Consider the following 17,149-nt stretch of genomic DNA (forward strand, 5'->3'; position numbering starts at 1 on the left):
CACGCCGTACCGTGGATCGGGTGAGCATCGCACCGGCAACCGTCACCCTCAGCGACCACTTCGCCCGGACGCTCCCGGAGCTGGCCCTCCCCTGGGAGGCCGAGCCCGCCCCCGCGCCGCGCCTGCTCCTGCTGAACGAGCGGGTGGCCGCGGAGCTGGGCCTGGACGTCGACTGGCTGCGGAGCCCGGAGGGCGTGCGGCTGCTCGTCGGCGAGCACGTCCCCGAAGGCGTGACGCCGGTCGCCCAGGCCTACGCCGGGCACCAGTTCGGGCACTACTCGCCGCGGCTCGGCGACGGGCGGGCACTGCTGCTCGGCGAGGTCGTCCACGCCGACGGCCGGCCGCGCGACCTGCACCTCAAGGGCTCCGGCCGGACGCCGTTCGCCCGCGGTGGCGACGGCTTGGCGGTGGTGGGCCCGATGCTGCGCGAGTACGTCGTGAGCGAGGCGATGCACGCGCTGGGCATCCCGACGACCCGGTCGCTGGCCGTGGTGGCGACCGGGCGGCCCGTGCGGCGGGAGACCGTGCTGCCGGGGGCGGTGCTGGCCCGGGTGGCGGACAGCCACCTGCGCGTCGGCAGCTTCCAGTACGCCCGGGCCACCGGGGACGTCGAGCTGCTGCGCCGCCTGGCCGGGCACGCCATCGCCCGGCACCACCCCGACGCGGGCGACGCCCTCGGGTTGTTCCGGGCGGTGGTGGCGGCGCAGGCGTCGCTGGTGGCGCGGTGGATGCTGGTGGGCTTCGTCCACGGGGTGATGAACACCGACAACATGACGATCTCCGGGGAGACGATCGACTACGGGCCGTGCGCGTTCCTGGAGGCGTTCGACCCGGCGACGGTCTTCAGCTCGATCGACGACTCCGGCCGTTACGCCTACGGCAACCAGCCGCGGGTGGCCGAGTGGAACCTGGCGCGGCTCGCCGAGGCCCTGCTGCCGCTGTTCGCCGACGACGAGGAGCAGGCGGTCGCGGCGGCCGTCGAGGCGCTGGGCGCGTTCCGCGCGCGGTACGACGAGGCCTGGTCGGCCGGCATGCGGGCCAAGCTCGGCCTGCCCGCCGACGCGGACGCCTCGGCGCTGGTGGCCGACCTGCAGGCCCTGCTGCGGGACAACCGCGTCGACCACACGTCGTTCTACCGCCGCCTGGGCGCGGCGGCCGGCGGCGACCCGGAGCCCGCGCGCGAGCTGTTCCTCGACCTGGCCGGGATCGACGCCTGGCTGGCCCGCTGGCGCGCCCTCGGTCCGGACGGCGACGCGATGCGCCGCGTCAACCCGGCGTACATCCCCCGCAACCACCTGGTGGAAGAGGCGCTCGCCGCCGCCACCGACGGTGACCTGGAGCCCGTCGAACGGCTCCTCGACGCGGTCACGGCGCCCTACACCGAGCGCCCCGGGCTGGACCGCTACGCCGAACCCGCGCCGGAGCACTTCGCCGCCGGCTACCGGACGTTCTGCGGTACCTGAGCGACCACGTCCCGGACGGCGGCCGCGATGCGCTCGCCGCTGCGCGCGTCGCCGAACGGTGACGGGACCCCGACCAGCGCGGCCCGGCGGGCGTCGCCGTCGACCAGCCAGTCCAGTGCGAGCCCGGTGAGGTCGTCGTGCGGCCCGACGAGCCGGCCGAAGTCCCGCAGCACCTCCGGCCGCTCGGTCGACCGCCGCACGACCAGCACCGGCCGCTTCAGCGCGGTCGCCTCCTCCTGCACCGCGCCGGAGTCGGTGACCAGCAGCCCGGCGTGCTTCGCCAGCGCGAGGAACTCCGAGTGCCACAGCCGGTCGACCACGCGCAGGTCCATCCCGGACGACAGCACGCCGGCCCGGCTCACGGCCGCCCTGGTGCGCGGGTCGACGGGCAGCACGACCGGGTGACCCGCGTCGACCACGCCCGCGAGCTGGTTGGTGATCGAGAAGAGCGCCTCCTCGTCGTCGAGGTTGTCCGGGTGGCTGAGCGTGGCCAGCACGTACCGGTCCGGTTCGAGCCCCCACCGGCGCAGCACGGCCAGCCGGTCGCGCTCGCCCATGAGCCGGTGGCGCACGGACTCGACGGTGGTGTTCCCGGTGAGCCGCACGTCCCGGACGCCGAGCCCGTCGGCCTCCAGGTTGGCCAGGTTCACCGGGGTCGCCGCGCACAGCACGTCGGCCAGCCGGTCGAGGAGCACGCGGTTGTGCGCATCGGGCAGGTCGTGGCCGCGCACGCCGGCGTCCACGCGGACCAGCGGGATGCCCCGCGCGTCGGCGGCCAGCGCGGCGGCGAGCGCGACATCGGTCTCCCCCGGCACGAGCACGGCGTCCGGCCGGTCGGCGGCGAACTCGCGCTGGAAGCCCTCCAGCGCGACCGCGATGCCGCAGCCGCGGGCGTCGGCCGGCGAGTGGAGGAACGCGAGCGGGTCCTCGGCGGACAGCCGCGGCGGCAGGTGGCGCCCGCACCGCACCAGCCGGGCGGTGTCGCCGAGCGCGGCGAGGACCGGTGCCAGCTTGAAGACCTCCGGCCGTGCACCGAGCACCACCGCGACGCCACCGGGCCGCGGGGACGCGGTGGTCGGCGCGGGCGGCGGCGTCGCCGGGACGGCGCGTCGGTCGGTGTGCTCCAGGACTGCGGTCATCGTTGCCTCCGTGAACCGGTGGGGTGGTCGGTGTCCAGGAGACCCCGGGCGGAGGGCTCGGCGCGTGGCCCCGCGGTGACGGTCGGCGTCGTCTTGTGGACCCTGGTTGACGCCGGGTCGCCGACCTCCGGCCGTGCTGCTTGCATGGTGTGGGTGATGCGACGGTGGCAGCACCTGTTCCGCTCGCGGCGGGCGCGGGACGCGATGGCGGCCCTGGTCATCGCCGGTCCCGCCGCGGTGGGCCTGCTGACCGGCCTGCACCGCCTCGCGCCCACCCCGTCGCCGGGTGCGTTCGCCGTGATCTCGGTGTTGTGCGCGGTGGTGGTCGGGCTGTGGCGGCGCGAGCGCGACTGGGTCGCCACCGCGGTCGCGTGCGCCACGTTCGTGCTGACCGACCTGCCGTACCCGATCTACGTGATGACGTTCTCGGTGACCCGGCGGCGGCGGTGGGCGCCCGCGGTGGTGAACATGGCGCTGGTGCTGCTGTGGCCCGCGCACGAGACGTTCTTCCAGCCGGCCGCGCGCACCGGCCGGTTGTTCGAGTTCGAGACGAGCCTGCCCGCGAACGGGATCAACGGGCTGGTCTACTGGGCGCTCGCCGCGGTCGCGCCGTTCGTCATGGGCCTGGCGAAGAACAGCCTCGAAGAGGCTTCCGCCGACCGCGAGCGGCACGCGGCGCAGTCCGCCGAACGCCAGCAGCGGCTGCGGGAGAGCACGTTGCGGGAGCGGAGCCTGACCGAGCGGGCCCGGCTGGCGTCGATGATGCACGACGGCGTCGGCCACCACGTCAGCGTGATGGTGACCACGGCGGGCGCGATCAGCGTCGACCGGGCGGCCACCGAGTCGATCCGGCGGCGCTGCGAGCAGATCGCGGATGTCGGCCGGCAGGCCATCGGGCAGCTCGGCGAGGTGCTCGACGTGCTGGCCGCGCCGGCCGAGGCCGACGGCGTGGTGGCGCGGTTCGGCCTCGGCGACGTCGACGACCTGGTGGCCGACTACCGGTCGCTCGGCGTCGAGGTGGGCTACGCGGCGGACCCGGCGGTCGGCTCGTGCGGCCCGACCACCGAGGACCTGTGCTACCGGATCGTGCGGGAGTCGCTGACCAACGTGCTGCGGCACGCGCACGAGCCGAGGGCCGACATCCGCCTCGCGCGTGCCGGCGACCGCGTGCGGCTGACCGTGACCAGCCCGCTCGCGCCCGGCGACCGGGCGTCCCTGCCGGGCACGGGCCGCGGGCTGCGGCTGCTCACCGAGGAGGCGGCGCTGGCGGGCGGCAGCCTCACCGCCACCCCGTCGGGTGACGTGTTCGCGCTGGTCGCCGACCTGCCGTCGGGGTCGTGCGGTCGCGACGCCGGACGGCCCGTGGGACGATCGGCGCCATGATCAGGGTCCTCGTCGTGGACGACCAGCCCCTGATCCGCGCCGGGACGAGGGCGATGCTGGAGTCCGCGGAGGACATCGAGGTGGTCGGCGAGGCCGCCGACGGCGCCGAGGCGGTGTCGGCCTGCCGGGCGCACCGGCCGGACGTCGTGCTGATGGACCTGCGGATGCCCCGCGTGGACGGCGTGACGGCCACCGCCCAGCTGAAGAAGGACCCGACCCCGCCGCTCGTGCTGGCGCTGACCACGTTCGACGACGAGCAGCTGATGCTCGACGCGCTGACCGCGGGCGCGGACGGGTTCCTGCTCAAGCAGCTCACGCCCCGCGACCTGATCAGCGCGGTCCGGGCGGTCAACGGCGGCGCGTCGGTGCTGAACACGGAGCTGAGCAGGCGGATGCTGCGGCGCATCTCGGACCGGGTCGCCACGCCGGCCGCGTTCCCCGACGCCGCGGGCCGGGTCGACCTGCTCAGCGAGCGGGAACGCGAGGTGCTCGGCCAGGTGGGGCTCGGGCTGAACAACGCGGAGATCGCCGAACGCCTGTTCATGAGCGTCTCCACGGTCAAGACCTACGTCTCCCGCACCCTGGCGAAACTCGAACTGGACAACCGCGTCCAAGCCGCCCTGCTCGCCAGCCGCCTGCACCTCACCCCCGACGACCACCCGCCCGGTGGGTGAGTCAGCGCTTGGGCACGAACGCGTAGACGCTCGCGGGTGAGCCGGAGCCGCGGCGGTTGACCGTGCCGCCCACGAGGACGTGCGCGCCCTGCTCGGGCAGCGCGGCCAGGTTCGCCAGGATCTCCAGGCTGATCCGGTGCTCGCGGTAGAGCAGCTTGGAGACCCGGTACTCGGCGTCGAGCGCGGACTCGGGACTGAAGGTGTCCGTGCCCAGGGCGCCGCGGCGGCCGAGGCGGCCGGTGTCGACCAGCCACTGGACGGCGGCCAGCGAGAAGCCCGGCTGGTGCATCGCGCCGTCGGCGTCGAAGTTGAAGAACGCCGGGGTGCCCCAGCGCTCCTCCCACCCGGTCCACAGCACGACCGCGGCCTCGTCCGGGATGCGCCCGTGCCGCTTCTCCCACCGCTTGAGGTCGGCGACGCTCACCTCGTAGTCCGCGTCACGCGCGGCCCGTTCCCGCACGTCGATCTTGACGGCGGGCAGGAACAGGTCCTCGGCGTCGAGCTCGTCGGCGTACGGCTGGTCGTCGTTGAAGTGCGCGGGCGCGCCCCAGTGCGTGCCGGTGTGCTCCCCCTGCCGGACGTACTGCAGGTAGAACCCGTGCTCCGGCACGGTCGTCACGGTGGTCAGGGCGAACTCCGGGTCGCCCGGGTAGACGTTGGTCCGGTCCGGGTCGTTGACGTGCGCCAGGTTCACCAGCCGGTAGTCCGCGAGCCCCAGCGGTCCCGACCGGCCCGAAGCGCCCGCCGCACCGCCGCCCGCGATCACGCCGCCCACCGCCGTCGCCACACCCGCGAGCATCGACCGTCTGCGCACCGCGGACCACTCCTCTGCCTAGCCGTCACCCGATCCGGGCAACGGTACCGGCTGGGTGATCACCACACGACGACCTGCCGGACGGCTTCTCCCGCGCCCAAACGGGCGAACCCGGTGTTGATGTCGTCCAGGGCGAGACGCCCCGACAGCAGCTCCTGCACCGGCAGCCGGCCGGCCCGGTACAGGTCGACGAACCGCGGCACGTCCCGCCGCGGCACGCACGACCCGAGGTAGCTGCCCTTCAACGTCCGCTCCTCGGCGACCAGGCTCAGCGCGGGCAGCGTGATCGTGCGGTCGGGGTGCGGCAGGCCGACGGTGACCGTGACGCCGCCCGGGGCGGTGGCCAGGTAGGCCTGCTCCAGCACGGCCGCGACGCCGGTGGTGTCGATGACCTTGTCCACGCCGCCGCCGGTCAGCGCGCGGATCTCCGCCACCGCGTCGGGACCGCCGGCCACCTCGTCGGTCGCGCCGAGCTGGCGCGCCAGCTCCCGCTTGTGCGCCACCACGTCCACCGCGACGATCCGCGACGCGCCGGCGGCCCGTGCGGCGAGCAGCGCGGCCAGCCCGACGCCGCCGAGCCCGAACACCGCGACCCGGTCGCCGGGCGTCACGGCCGCGCTGTGGAACGCCGCGCCCGCACCGGTGAGCACCGCGCACCCGAACAGGGCCGCGATCTCGAACGGCAGGTCGGCGGGCACGAGCGTGGCCGACTTCTCCGACACCACCGCGTACTCGGCGAACCCGGACACGCCCAGGTGGTGGTGCGGGCGCGTGCCGTCGGGCAGGCGCAGCCGCCGTTCGCCGCCGAGCAGCGTGCCCTCGCGGTTGGCCGCGGCACCCGGTTCGCACAGCGCCTGCCTGCCGGACACGCACCGGCGGCACGACCCGCAGGCGGGCACGAACGACAGCACCACCCGGTCGCCGACGGCGAAGTCCGCCGCGCCCGGCCCGGTCTCGACCACCTCGCCCGCGGCCTCGTGGCCGAGCACCATGGGCAGCGGCCGCACGCGCGAGCCGTCGATCACCGACAGGTCCGAGTGGCACAGCCCGGTGGCGCCCACCTTGACCAGCAGCTCGCCCGGCCCCGGCGGGTCGAGCTCCAGGTCGACCACCCGCAACGGCCCGCCGACCTCGGTCAGCACCGCTCCCCTGGTCCTCACGCGACCACCAGCCCTTCCATCGCGGCGCGCAGCCCGGCCGGGATGGCCACCGGCTTGCGGGTCCCGCGGTCGGTGAACACGTGCACGAAGTGCCCTTCGGCGACCACGTCGTCGCGATCCTCGGGGTAGAAGCCGACCTCGTAGCGGACGCTGGAGTTGCCGAGGTGACCGATCCGCAGGCCCGCGTCGACCGCCTCGGGGAACGCGATGGACGCGCGGTAGTTGCAGTGGGACTCCACGCACAGCCCGATCGCCTGCCCGTGGTGGATGTCCAACCCGCCCTCGGTGATCAACCAAGTGTTGATCACCGTGTCCATGAAGGCGTAGTGCACGACGTTGTTCACGTGCCCGTACACGTCGTTGTCGTGCCACCTGGTCGGTATCCGCTGCCAGTGCCGGTAGTGCTCGCGCACCTGACCTCCTGTTTCAGTCGAGCATCCGTGTCAGCTCGACGCGGGACCGCACCTCGAGCCTGGCGAAGATGTTGCGCAGGTGGTGCTCGACGGTGCGGTGGCTCAGGAACAGCCGCGCGGCGATCTCCCGGTTGGTCGCGCCCTCGGCGACCAGGCGGGCGATCTGCGCCTGCTGCGGGGTCAGGCTCACGGTCGGGTCCACGTCGGCGCGGCCCGCGGCCCGGTTGGCGGCGCGGTCGGCGGTCCGGTCCGCCTGGGTCGGCCCGACCGCCTCACCGGCCGCGCGCAGCTCGGCGCGGGCGCGGGCGACCCAGCGGTCGGCCTCGTAGCGCTGGAAGATCTTCACCGCGTCGCGCAGCAGGTCCCGCGCGGCGCGCGGCTTGCGGTCGCGGCGCAGCCGGTGGCCGTAGAACAGCTCGGTCTTGGCCAGTTCCATGGCGGTGCCGCTGACCCGGTGCAGCCGGATCGCCTCGCGGAAGTGCTCCTCGGCGCGCGGGCCGTCGGCGAGCAGGCCGCGGCAGCGGTGCGACAGCGCCAGCCGGGCCGCGCTGCCGGTGGTGCCCGCCCACTTCTCGTACCGGCGCAACGCCCGGTCCGCGGTGGACGGCCGGCCGCACCCGACCGCCGCCTCCACGACGTGCGGCGCGGCCATCACCTTGATGCCGGTGTGCACGCCGCCCGCGCCCGCCGCCATCAGCCGCAGCCGGTCCAGCGCGTCGGCCGGGCGGTCCAGCGCGAGGTCCACGCACGCGAACGCCCACGCGCCGAACGTGCCCGAGCGGCCGAGGCCGCGTTCGGCGATCTGCTCGGCGGCGGCGTCGATGCGGTGCATCGCGGTGTCGGTGTCGCCGCGCAGGGCGGCGACGAGCGCGAGGATCGTCAGGTGGTCGACCACGGCGTTGTGCTGTCCGATGGCGGTGGCCGCGTGCACGCCCTCGAACGCGGCCGACAGCGCCGCCGAGTGCTGGTCCAGCAGCAACGCCGACAGCGCGCGGTAGACCAGCGCCCACGGCACCAGGGCGGTCAGCCCGTGCTCGTGCGCGGCGGTGACCGCGCTGGTCGCCAGCTCGTGCGCCCGGGACGCGTCACCGAGGGTGTAGGCCGCCTGGCCGCCCCAGATCTTGGCCTGCGGGTGCGGCACCCGTTCGGCCAGCTCGATCACCGATTGCAGCACGGGCAGCGCCTGCTCGTGCCGCCCGGCGAAGGTGGCGGCCATGCCCGCGAGGTGGTCCAGCGTGATCCGGGTCGCGGGGGGCTCGTCGGGTCGGCGCAGGCGCGCGGCGAACGCGGCCGTCTCGGCGTACCGGGCGTGGTCGCCCGCGATGCTGGCGGCCTCGCCCGCGAAGCCGAGCGCGGTGATGGCCAGCGAGCGGTGCGTGCCGACGAGTTCGCCCGCCGCGTGCAGCAGCCGGCGCTCCGCGACGTCGGGCAGGCCGTGTCCCAGGTCGATGCCGCCGCGCAGCAGCTCGGCCCGGGCGCGCAGCTCGTCGCTGTCGGTCAGCCGGGCGGCGGTGCGCAGCGCGACCCGGGCGCGACGGGGCGCGCCGGACGCCCAGTGGTCGGTGGCCGCGGCGATCAGGTGGCGGGCCCTGGCGTCCGGGTCGGCGGTGAGCGCGGCGGCGCGGTCGTGGTCGCGGGCGGCGGCGGGGTAGTCGCCGCACCGGCGGGCCCGGCTCGCCGAGTCGGCCAGCCGGGCGGCGAACGCGTCGCGCACGCCGGGGACGCGGGCGGCCTCGTGCCAGGTGCGGCGCGGGCCGGGCGGCAGGTGCTCGGCCAGCGCGGCGTGGGCGGCGTAGCGCAGGGCCAGCGGGATCTCGGTGCGCAGCGCGGAGCGGACCAGCGGGCCGCCCTCCAGCAGCGCCTCGGCCTCCTCCACGGCCGCGAGGTCCAGGTCGGGCATGCGGGCCAGCGCGTCGGCGTCGACCTCGTCGTCCACCACGCGCAGCGCCACCGCCCGCCGGGCCTGTGGCGACAGGGCGTGGAAGCGGGCACTGAACCGGGCCCGCAACGAGCTGTCCTCGGGCAGCGCTTCGGGCGCGGGCACGGTCCCGCCGAGCTGCTCCGACGTCAGCGCCCGGGCCAGTTCGGTGAGCGCGAGCGGGTTGCCGCAAGCCAGGTCGGCGATGTCGTCGGCGAGACCGGGTGCGAGACCGGGCCGCAGGTCTCGCAGCACGCGCAGGCTGTCGGCGTGGTCGAGCGGGTCGAGCCGCACCCACGGCAGGCCGAGCGGCTCGCCGTCCGTCGCGACCAGCACGGCCACCGGCGCGTCGGCGGCGTCGGCGGCCAGCTCCACGAGCCAGCCGGTGTCCTCCAGGAGGTGGGCGTCGTCCACGCACAGCAGCACCCGGCGGTCGTCGTCGGCGGCGGCCTCCCGCGCGGCGGCGAGCATCGCGGTCTTGCCCGAGCCGGGGCCGCCGCGCAGCACCAGCGCCCCGCCGTGACCGGCGCGGGCGCGGGCGAGCAACGCGTCGACGGCGACGCGCTGCCGGTCACGTCCGCGCAGCATGCAGCCAGTCTGGCCGGAGGTCCACGGCGAGCGGAAGAGATCGGGGAAAAATTATCTACCAGTGTTAGTTTTCGGCCCCGGACCGGTGGTTGCACCGATGCGGAGTCCTCACCCGGTGGCGCAGGGTCATCGCTGTCCGTAGTTCCCTGCCAAGCGAGGTGTACACCGACGTGCAACTCCGCAAACTCATCCCCGCGCTGATCCCCGCGCTGGCCCTGTCGCTGGTCGGCGTCACGCCGGCGCACGCCGAGGAGGAGTACCGGCGCGGCCCCGCGCCGACCAACTCCAGCATCGAGGCGTCCCGCGGCCCGTTCGCCACCTCTTCCACCACGGTGTCCTCGCTGGTCTCCGGCTTCGGCGGTGGCACGATCTACTACCCGACCAGCACCTCCGAGGGCACCTTCGGCGCGGTCGCGATCTCACCCGGCTTCACCGGCACGGAGTCCACCATCTCGTGGCTGGGCCCGCGCCTGGCGTCGCAGGGCTTCGTGGTGATCACGATCGCCACCAACAGCCTCTACGACCAGCCCGACAGCCGGGCGAGCCAGCTCCTCGCGGCGCTCGACTACGTGACCCAGCGCAGCGACGTCCGCAGCCGGGTCGACGCCTCGCGGCTGGGCGTCATGGGCCACTCGATGGGCGGCGGTGGCACGATGCGCGCCGCGGAGCAGCGGCCGTCCCTGCAGGCGGCGATCCCGCTGACCGGCTGGCACACCGACAAGACCTGGGGCGGCAACCGGGTGCCGACGCTCGTCGTCGGCGCCGAGGACGACACAGTCGCCCCGGTGTCGTCGCACTCGATCCCGTTCTACACCTCGCTGCCGTCCACCCTGGACAAGGCGTACCTCGAGCTGAACGGCGCCAGCCACTTCGCGCCCAACAGCTCGAACACGACGATCGCGAAGTACAGCATCGCGTGGCTCAAGCGGTTCATCGACAACGACACCCGCTACGAGCAGTTCCTCTGCCCGTCCCCGGCCAACAGCTCGCTCATCTCCGACTACCGGGACACCTGCCCGCACGGGGTCTGACCCGAGCCCGTCCCGTTCCGCGGGACGACGACGCGGTGCCGGCACCACGCCGGCACCGCGTTTTTCGTACCCGCTTCCGGATGAACTCTTCGCGGCAAACCGACGATACGGCGACGGACGGTCGTCTATCGCCACCGTCAACGACACGTCCCGGTGAAAGAGACTGCGGCAAAAGAATCAGCTAGTCCGCCCGATCAGGAATAGATCCACCAACGAGCACGAAGATCACCCGTTGACTACTTGCGAGGTGGACGACGTCCACAGCGAGTACGCACAAAAGGCCCGATTGACCCTCAGGGGTGTCGTCACATCGGTCGCTTCCCGTTGCGCATTCGGGCTCACTACCGTCGTTCCGGACCACTGAGCGAAATCCGATTGGCGGTGTGATGCGGTGACTGTGACCGATTCGGACTTGGAGACCGAGCAGCCCCGGTTGAGCCTGGGCACGGCGGCGGCCCGGAACCTGGCGACCACGACCAAGTCCGTTCCCCAGATGCAGGGCATCACCTCGCGGTGGTTGCTGAAGATCCTGCCCTGGGTGGAGGCGAAGGGCGGTGCCTTCCGGGTCAACCGCAGGCTCAGCTACGAGGTCGGCGACGGGCGGCTGACGTTCACCAACATCGGCGCGGACGTCCGGGTCATCCCGGAGGAGCTGACCGAGCTGGCGCTGCTGCGCGGGTTCGAGGACGTCGAGGCGCTCAACGCGCTGGCCGACCGGTTCGAGCAGCGCGAGTTCGAGCCGGGCGCCGTGATCGTGGAGGAGGGTCGCCCCCAGGACGCGCTCTACCTGATCGCGCACGGCAAGGTGAACCGGATCGGCCAGGGCGAGTACGGCGACCAGACCGTGCTCGGCACGCTGGCCGACGGCGAGCACTTCGGCGGCGACGTCCTCGCCGGGCCGCAGGGCGAGTGGGACTTCACCGTCAAGGCCGTCACGCCGGTGATCGCGCTGGTGCTGCCGTGGGACGTGTTCGAGCGGCTCAACGGCGAGGCGGGCGGGCTGCGCGCGCACATCCAGCGGATGTTCGCCGCGGGCGGCGGCAAGTCCAACGCCTACGGCGAGGCCGAGATCGACATCGCCTCGGGCCACGAGGGCGAACCGGACCTGCCGGGCACGTTCGTGGACTACGAGATCGCGCCACGCGAGCTGGAGCTCAGCGTCGCGCAGACCGTGCTGCGCGTGCACTCCCGGGTCGCCGACCTCTACAACCACCCGATGGACCAGGTCGAGCAGCAGTTGCGGCTGACCATCGAGGCGCTGCGCGAGCGCCAGGAGCACGAGATGGTCAACAACCGCGACTTCGGCCTGCTCAACAGCGCCGACCTCAAGCAGCGCATCCACACCCGCACCGGCCCGCCCACCCCCGACGACATGGACGACCTGCTGGCCACGGTGTGGAAGGAGCCGACCGCGTTCCTGGCGCACCCCCGGGTCATCGCCGCGTTCGGCCGCGAGTGCAGCAAGCGCGGCATCTACCCGGCCACCATCGACCTCAACGGCCACCACGTGCCCGCGTGGCGCGGCGTGCCCGTGCTGCCGTGCAACAAGATCCCGATCACCAAGACCCGCACCAGCTCGGTGATGCTGCTGCGCGCCGGCGAGCACAACCAGGGCGTCATCGGCCTGCACCAGACCGGCCTGCCCGACGAGTACCAGCCCGGCCTGAACGTGCGGTTCATGGGCATCAGCGAGAAGGCGATCATCTCGTACCTCGTCAGCGCCTACTACTCGACCGCGATCCTCGTGCCGGACGCGGTGGGCGTGCTCGAGCACGTCGAACTCGGCCGCGAAGACTGAGCCGTCCCCCGACCAGATTGGGCACTCGAAGTGACCGTGACAGACCCCGACCTCGTCCCCGACGAGGCCGAGCAGCGGCGGCACAGCCTCAGCACCGCGGCCGCGCGGAACCTGGCCAGCACCACCAAGTCCACACCGCAGATGCAGGGCATCTCGCCCCGGTGGCTGCTGCGCAAGCTGCCGTGGGTGAGCACGCAGGCGGGCACGTACCGGGTCAACCGGCGCCTCACCTACGCGCTCGGCGACGGGCGCGTGAGCTTCTTCAGCACCGGCGCCGACGTCCGGGTCATCCCGCAGGAGCTGCGGGAGCTGCCCGCGCTGCGGGACTTCCCCGACGACGAGGTGCTGGTCGCGCTGGCGGACCGGTTCCGGCAGCGCGAGTACCAGCCGGGTGACGTCGTGGTCGCGGCGGGCGACCCGGCCGAGGAGGTCTTCCTCGTCGCGCACGGCAAGGTCAACAAGATCGGGCAGGGCAAGTACGGCGACCAGACCGTGCTCGACACGCTGGCCGACGGCGACCACTTCGGCGACGACGTGCTGCTCGGCGGCGAGGGGGAGTGGGAGTTCACCGTCAAGGCGGTCACCCCGGTGATCGTGCTGGCGCTGCCGTGGCGGTCGGTGCTGGAGCTCAACGGCCAGGCGGACGCGCTGCGGGCGCACATCGCGTCGGTCGCGCTCCGCGCGGGCAAGCCGCAGAACAAGCACGGCGAGGCGGAGATCGAGATCGCCTCCGGCCACGAGGGCGAACCGGACCTGCCGGCGACGTACGTGGACTACGAGCTGCACCCCCGGGAGTACGAGCTGGAGGTGGCGCAGACCGTGCTGCGGGTGCACAGCCGCGTCGCCGACCTCTACAACCACCCGATGAACCAGACCGAGCAGCAGTTGCGGCTGACCATCGAGGCCCTGCGCGAGCGGCAGGAGCACGAGATGCTCAACAACCGCCGGATCGGGTTGCTGCACAACGCCGACCTCAAGCAGCGCATCCACACCCGCACCGGGCCGCCCACCCCCGACGACATGGACGAGCTGGTGTCGCGACGGCGCAAGACGGCGTTCATGCTGGCCCACCCGCGCGCGATCGCCGCGTTCGGCCGGGAGGCCAGCAAGCGGGGCGTGTACCCCGGCACGACGAACGTCGACGGCACGCAGGTCGTCACCTGGCGCGGCGTGCCGCTGCTGCCGTCGGACAAGATCCCCATCACGCCGCAGCACACGACCTCGATCCTGGCCATGCGGATCGGGGAGGAGGACAACGGCGTGATCGGGCTGCACCAGCCGGGCATCCCGGACGAGGTGCAGCCCGGCGTGAACGCCCGGTTCATGGGCATCAACGAGAAGGCGATCGTGTCCTACCTGGTCAGCGCCTACTTCTCGGTGGCCGTGCTGGTCCCCGACGCGCTCGGCGTGCTGGAGCACGTGGAGATCGGCCGGGCCTGACCGCGGTGTCGTTGCACGGCAGCCGGGCCGCCACGCCCGGCTGCCACTCCTCCCCCGCCCGCGCTAGCCGGGCGCATCCCCCCGAACAGGAGTTGTGGCGATGACCGACCTGGACGTGAGCCTCGACCACCGGTCCGCGCGCGAGGTGCTGGACTGGAGCCGGGCCGGGCTCGACCCGGCGTTGCGGTCCGCGGTGGACCGGCTGCCGGACTCGATGCGCGCGGTCGCGGGCTACCACTTCGGGTGGTGGGACGAGGACGGCCGGCCGACGGGTGCGGACGCGGGCAAGGCGATCCGGCCGGCGCTGGTGCTGCTGGGCGCGCAGGCCGTCGGCGGCGCGGCGGACGCGGCCCTGCCCGCGGCGGTGGCGGTGGAGTTGGTGCACAACTTCTCGTTGCTGCACGACGACGTGATGGACGGTGACACGACCCGACGCCACCGGCCCACGGCGTGGCACGTGTTCGGCGTCAACCCGGCGATCCTGGCCGGTGACGCGCTGTTGACGTTGGCGCTGGACGTGCTGGCGGGCAGCGGGCACCCGCGGGCGCAGCAGGCGATCCGGGTGTTGTCCGGTGCCGTGCAGCGGTTGTTGGACGGGCAGAGCGCGGACCTGGCGTTCGAGGAGCGGACCGAGGTGCGGCCGGCGGAGTGCGTGCGGATGGCCGAGTGCAAGACCGGTGCGCTGTTGGGTGCGTCGTGCGCGTTGGGCGCGTTGTACGGCGGCGGGCGGCCGGACCAGGTGGAGCACCTGCGGTCGTTCGGCGACCGGGTCGGGCTGGCGTTCCAGTTCGTCGACGACCTGCTCGGCATCTGGGGCGACCCGGAGGTCACCGGCAAACCGGTCTACTCGGACTTGCAGAACCGCAAGAAGTCCCTCCCGGTTGTCGCCGCCCTGGCGTCCAACACCCCGGCGGCTCACGAACTGCACACCCTGTACCACCGCGAGGAGCCGTTGACCCAGGCCGACCTGGCGCGTGCGGCGGACCTGATCGAGGCGTCGGGCGCGCGGGCGTGGAGCCGGGGCCGGGCGGAAGACCTACTGACCAAGGCCGAGGAACACCTGCACGCCGCCACCCCGACCGCCCGCGCCGCCCACGAACTGACCGCCATCGCCCGCCTCGCCACCCAACGCGACTACTGACAACAGCCCGTTGACCTGCGCTTTTCCGAGGGAGGAGATCCACTAATGGGTGAATCTGCGACATCGATCCAATAAAAACGCCGTTATCCAGCAGCTCACACGTCGGTTGAAACAACGAGGCCGCCAACCAACCGCCCCCCGCCAAGCCCTCACCCCCACCCCCACCACCGGACCCAGCCACCTCGCCCACCACGGCAGCCAGCCACCTCGCCCACCAGGGCAGCCAGCTACCGCGCCCAACCACCCGCACCCCACATCCCCACCCACCCATCCACACTCGCTTACTCACACCCGCGCATCCGCACCTGCTCGACTCGCGCGATCCGCCGTACCAATCCGCATCCCTGACCGAGACACCCCGACCTGACGCCCTGACCTGACCCGACCTGACGAGGAGCCGTGCCGTGGCCTTTCCCGTTGTGCTGCTGGCGTCGCCCCGGTCGTTCTGCGCCGGGGTGGAGCGCGCGATCGACATCGTCGCCCGCCTCCTGGACCAGCGCGGTGGGCCGATCCACGTGCGCAAGCAGATCGTGCACAACACCCACGTGGTGGCGGAGCTGGAGGCGCGGGGCGCGGTGTTCGTGGACGAGCTGGACGCCGTGCCGGACGGTGCGACCGTGGTGTTCTCCGCGCACGGGGTGTCGCCGGCGGTGCGGGAGGAGGCGGCGCGGCGGGGGTTGGAGGTGATCGACGCGACGTGCCCGCTGGTGACGAAGGTGCACGCGGAGGCGAAGCGGTACGCGGCGCGTGGTGACACGGTGGTGTTGATCGGGCACGCCGGGCACGAGGAGGTCGAGGGCACGCTCGGGGAGGCGCCCGAGCAGACCGTGCTGGTGCAGACGGTCGCGGACGTGGCGGCGTTGGAGGTGGCGGATCCGGGCAGGGTGTCGTACCTGACCCAGACGACGCTCGCGGCGGATGAGACGGCGGAGGTGTTGGCGGCGTTGCGGGAGAAGTTCCCGGCGTTGCGGGGGCCGTCGGCGGCGGACATCTGCTACGCCACGACGAACCGGCAGGAGGCGGTGCGGGATGTGGCGCGGGACGCGGACCTGGTGCTGGTGGTGGGGTCGGCGAACTCGTCGAACTCGGTGCGGCTGGTGGAGACGGCGCGTCGGATGGGCACGTCCGCGCACCTGGTCGACCGCGTGTCCGACATCCGGGCGGAGTGGTTGGACGGCGCGCGGGTGGTCGGGGTGAGCGCGGGGGCGTCCGCGCCGTCGTGGTTGGTGGACGAGGTGATCGAGGCGTTGGGGGCGTGGGACGTCCAGGTGCGCGAGACGGCCCGGGAGACGATCCAGTTCACCTTGCCGGCGGCGGTGCGGAAGGGCCCCGGGCAGTCCTGAGTGGACCGGCCGGGGCCGCAAGCCGCGTGGCGTACCGGCGAAGCACGTACCGGCAAAGCACGCGCCGGCAATCAACGGTCGGCGATCAACCGTGGTGCGTCACTGGTAGGAGATCGCCCGCAGCACGTTCAGCCGGGCGGCGCGGATCGCGGGCAGGATCGCGGCCACCACGCCGGCGCCGGCGGCGATCAGCAGGTAGCTGCCCAGCCGCACCCAGGGGATGCCGAGGTCGGTGATGCCCTGGTCCTTGAGCGCGTGCACGGCCGCCACGCCCAGCGCGACCCCGACCGCCGGCCCGAGCAGCGCGCCGAACACCGAGATCACCACCCACTCGACGGTGATCATCCGCATCACCTGGGGGCGACGCATGCCGATCGCCCGCAGCAACCCCAGCTCACGCGTCCGCTCGATCACCGACAGCGCCAACGTGTTGATCACACCGAGCACCGCGACGAGGACGGCCAGCGCGAGCAGGACCTGATCATCAGCAGCACGGTGTCCGGCTGCGCCGCCTGCTGCCGCGCGTAGGAACCGAGGTCCTGCACGAACACTTCCGGGTTGTCCGCGAACAGCGGCTCCAGCGGGTCCGCAGCCCGGCCGCGTCCACCCCGGCGTCGGCCTTCACGAACGCGCTCCCGATCCGCGCCACCGCGGACTCGTCCACCACCGACCGCGGCAGGAACACCGAGTCCGCCACCATCGTCGTCTTGGCCAGCACGAACGCCACGGTGTACGCGCGCTGCTCCCCCTTCGTCGTCTGCACGGTCGCCGTGTCGCCCTGCCGCACGCCCAACGCGGTCGCTGTCGCCTCGTCCAGCTCGATCGAGCCCTCTGCCAGCTCCCC

General features: G+C 73.4%; 15 protein-coding genes. 8 read left to right on the forward strand and 7 right to left on the reverse strand.

The genetic code is table 11. The features are described from left to right. Positions 1–20: 20 nt before the first annotated feature. Entirely contained in the window at positions 21–1,463 is a 1,443-nt protein-coding gene (locus tag FHX81_RS05885; RefSeq protein WP_141975811.1) for a protein adenylyltransferase SelO, read from the forward strand. On the opposite strand, the gene FHX81_RS05890 is transcribed toward FHX81_RS05885, so the two are convergent. After that, on the reverse strand, positions 1,439–2,602 hold the full coding sequence (locus tag FHX81_RS05890) for a UDP-N-acetylglucosamine 2-epimerase (RefSeq protein ID WP_141975813.1): 1,164 nt from the start codon (positions 2,600–2,602) through the stop codon (positions 1,439–1,441). The two genes, FHX81_RS05885 and FHX81_RS05890, sit on opposite strands and share 25 nt — an antisense overlap. 156 nt (positions 2,603–2,758) lie before the next feature. Here FHX81_RS05890 and FHX81_RS05895 point away from each other — a divergent pair, with 156 nt between their 5' ends. Both FHX81_RS05895 and FHX81_RS05900 read left to right on the forward strand, forming a co-directional pair. After that, positions 2,759–3,985 carry a sensor histidine kinase gene (locus tag FHX81_RS05895; protein WP_170231949.1) on the forward strand — a complete coding sequence of 409 codons (1,227 nt, stop codon included), beginning with the start codon at positions 2,759–2,761 and terminating at the stop codon, positions 3,983–3,985. After that, positions 3,982–4,659 (forward strand): response regulator transcription factor, encoded by a 678-nt coding sequence (locus tag FHX81_RS05900; RefSeq protein ID WP_141975817.1) that lies wholly within the window; start codon positions 3,982–3,984, stop codon positions 4,657–4,659. The genes FHX81_RS05895 and FHX81_RS05900 overlap by 4 nt, the downstream gene beginning before the upstream one ends. A gap of 1 nt (position 4,660) precedes the next feature. Here the strand turns inward: FHX81_RS05900 and FHX81_RS05905 are convergent, their stop codons facing one another. The 4 genes from FHX81_RS05905 to FHX81_RS05920 are packed head-to-tail and all read right to left on the reverse strand — an operon-like array spanning position 4,661 to position 9,552. Continuing rightward, the gene (locus FHX81_RS05905) at positions 4,661–5,473 is read right to left on the reverse strand and encodes a cyclase family protein (protein WP_246107652.1); all 813 of its coding nucleotides are present in this window, start codon (positions 5,471–5,473) and stop codon (positions 4,661–4,663) included. Positions 5,474–5,532: 59 nt separating this feature from the next. Beyond that, positions 5,533–6,633 carry a zinc-binding dehydrogenase gene (locus FHX81_RS05910; protein ID WP_141975819.1) on the reverse strand — a complete coding sequence of 367 codons (1,101 nt, stop codon included), beginning with the start codon at positions 6,631–6,633 and terminating at the stop codon, positions 5,533–5,535. After that, positions 6,630–7,046: an acyl-CoA thioesterase gene (locus FHX81_RS05915; RefSeq protein ID WP_141975821.1), complete on the reverse strand. Its 417-nt coding sequence runs from the start codon at positions 7,044–7,046 to the stop codon at positions 6,630–6,632. Before FHX81_RS05915 ends, FHX81_RS05910 begins: the two co-directional genes overlap by 4 nt. A gap of 13 nt (positions 7,047–7,059) precedes the next feature. Then, complete coding sequence (locus FHX81_RS05920) at positions 7,060–9,552, reverse strand: helix-turn-helix domain-containing protein (protein WP_141975823.1); 2,493 nt, start codon at positions 9,550–9,552, stop codon at positions 7,060–7,062. A 170-nt stretch (positions 9,553–9,722) separates the two neighbouring features. Between FHX81_RS05920 and FHX81_RS05925 the strand changes: the two genes are divergently transcribed. From FHX81_RS05925 to ispH, 5 genes are all read left to right on the forward strand, one after another. Beyond that, the gene (locus tag FHX81_RS05925; protein ID WP_425473806.1) at positions 9,723–10,583 is read left to right on the forward strand and encodes an alpha/beta hydrolase family protein; all 861 of its coding nucleotides are present in this window, start codon (positions 9,723–9,725) and stop codon (positions 10,581–10,583) included. Between the two features lie 391 nt (positions 10,584–10,974). Further along, complete coding sequence (locus FHX81_RS05930; protein WP_141975825.1) at positions 10,975–12,381, forward strand: family 2B encapsulin nanocompartment shell protein; 1,407 nt, start codon at positions 10,975–10,977, stop codon at positions 12,379–12,381. Positions 12,382–12,411: 30 nt separating this feature from the next. Beyond that, on the forward strand, positions 12,412–13,821 hold the full coding sequence (locus FHX81_RS05935) for a family 2B encapsulin nanocompartment shell protein (RefSeq protein WP_141975827.1): 1,410 nt from the start codon (positions 12,412–12,414) through the stop codon (positions 13,819–13,821). A gap of 100 nt (positions 13,822–13,921) precedes the next feature. Beyond that, positions 13,922–14,962: a family 2 encapsulin nanocompartment cargo protein polyprenyl transferase gene (locus FHX81_RS05940; protein WP_141975829.1), complete on the forward strand. Its 1,041-nt coding sequence runs from the start codon at positions 13,922–13,924 to the stop codon at positions 14,960–14,962. 404 nt (positions 14,963–15,366) lie between these two features. Continuing rightward, positions 15,367–16,305: a 4-hydroxy-3-methylbut-2-enyl diphosphate reductase gene (ispH, locus tag FHX81_RS05945; RefSeq protein ID WP_141975831.1), complete on the forward strand. Its 939-nt coding sequence runs from the start codon at positions 15,367–15,369 to the stop codon at positions 16,303–16,305. 99 nt (positions 16,306–16,404) lie between these two features. On the opposite strand, the gene FHX81_RS41160 is transcribed toward ispH, so the two are convergent. Together FHX81_RS41160 and FHX81_RS41165 are read right to left on the reverse strand one after the other, a co-directional pair. Next, positions 16,405–16,743, reverse strand: a complete 339-nt coding sequence (locus FHX81_RS41160; protein WP_211363388.1) for an ABC transporter permease — start codon at positions 16,741–16,743, stop codon at positions 16,405–16,407. Between the two features lie 46 nt (positions 16,744–16,789). Then, on the reverse strand, positions 16,790–17,092 hold the full coding sequence (locus tag FHX81_RS41165; protein WP_211363389.1) for a hypothetical protein: 303 nt from the start codon (positions 17,090–17,092) through the stop codon (positions 16,790–16,792). Positions 17,093–17,149 lie beyond the last annotated feature (57 nt).

The organism is Saccharothrix saharensis (genome assembly GCF_006716745.1).
In the GTDB taxonomy this organism is placed as follows: domain Bacteria; phylum Actinomycetota; class Actinomycetes; order Mycobacteriales; family Pseudonocardiaceae; genus Actinosynnema; species Actinosynnema saharense.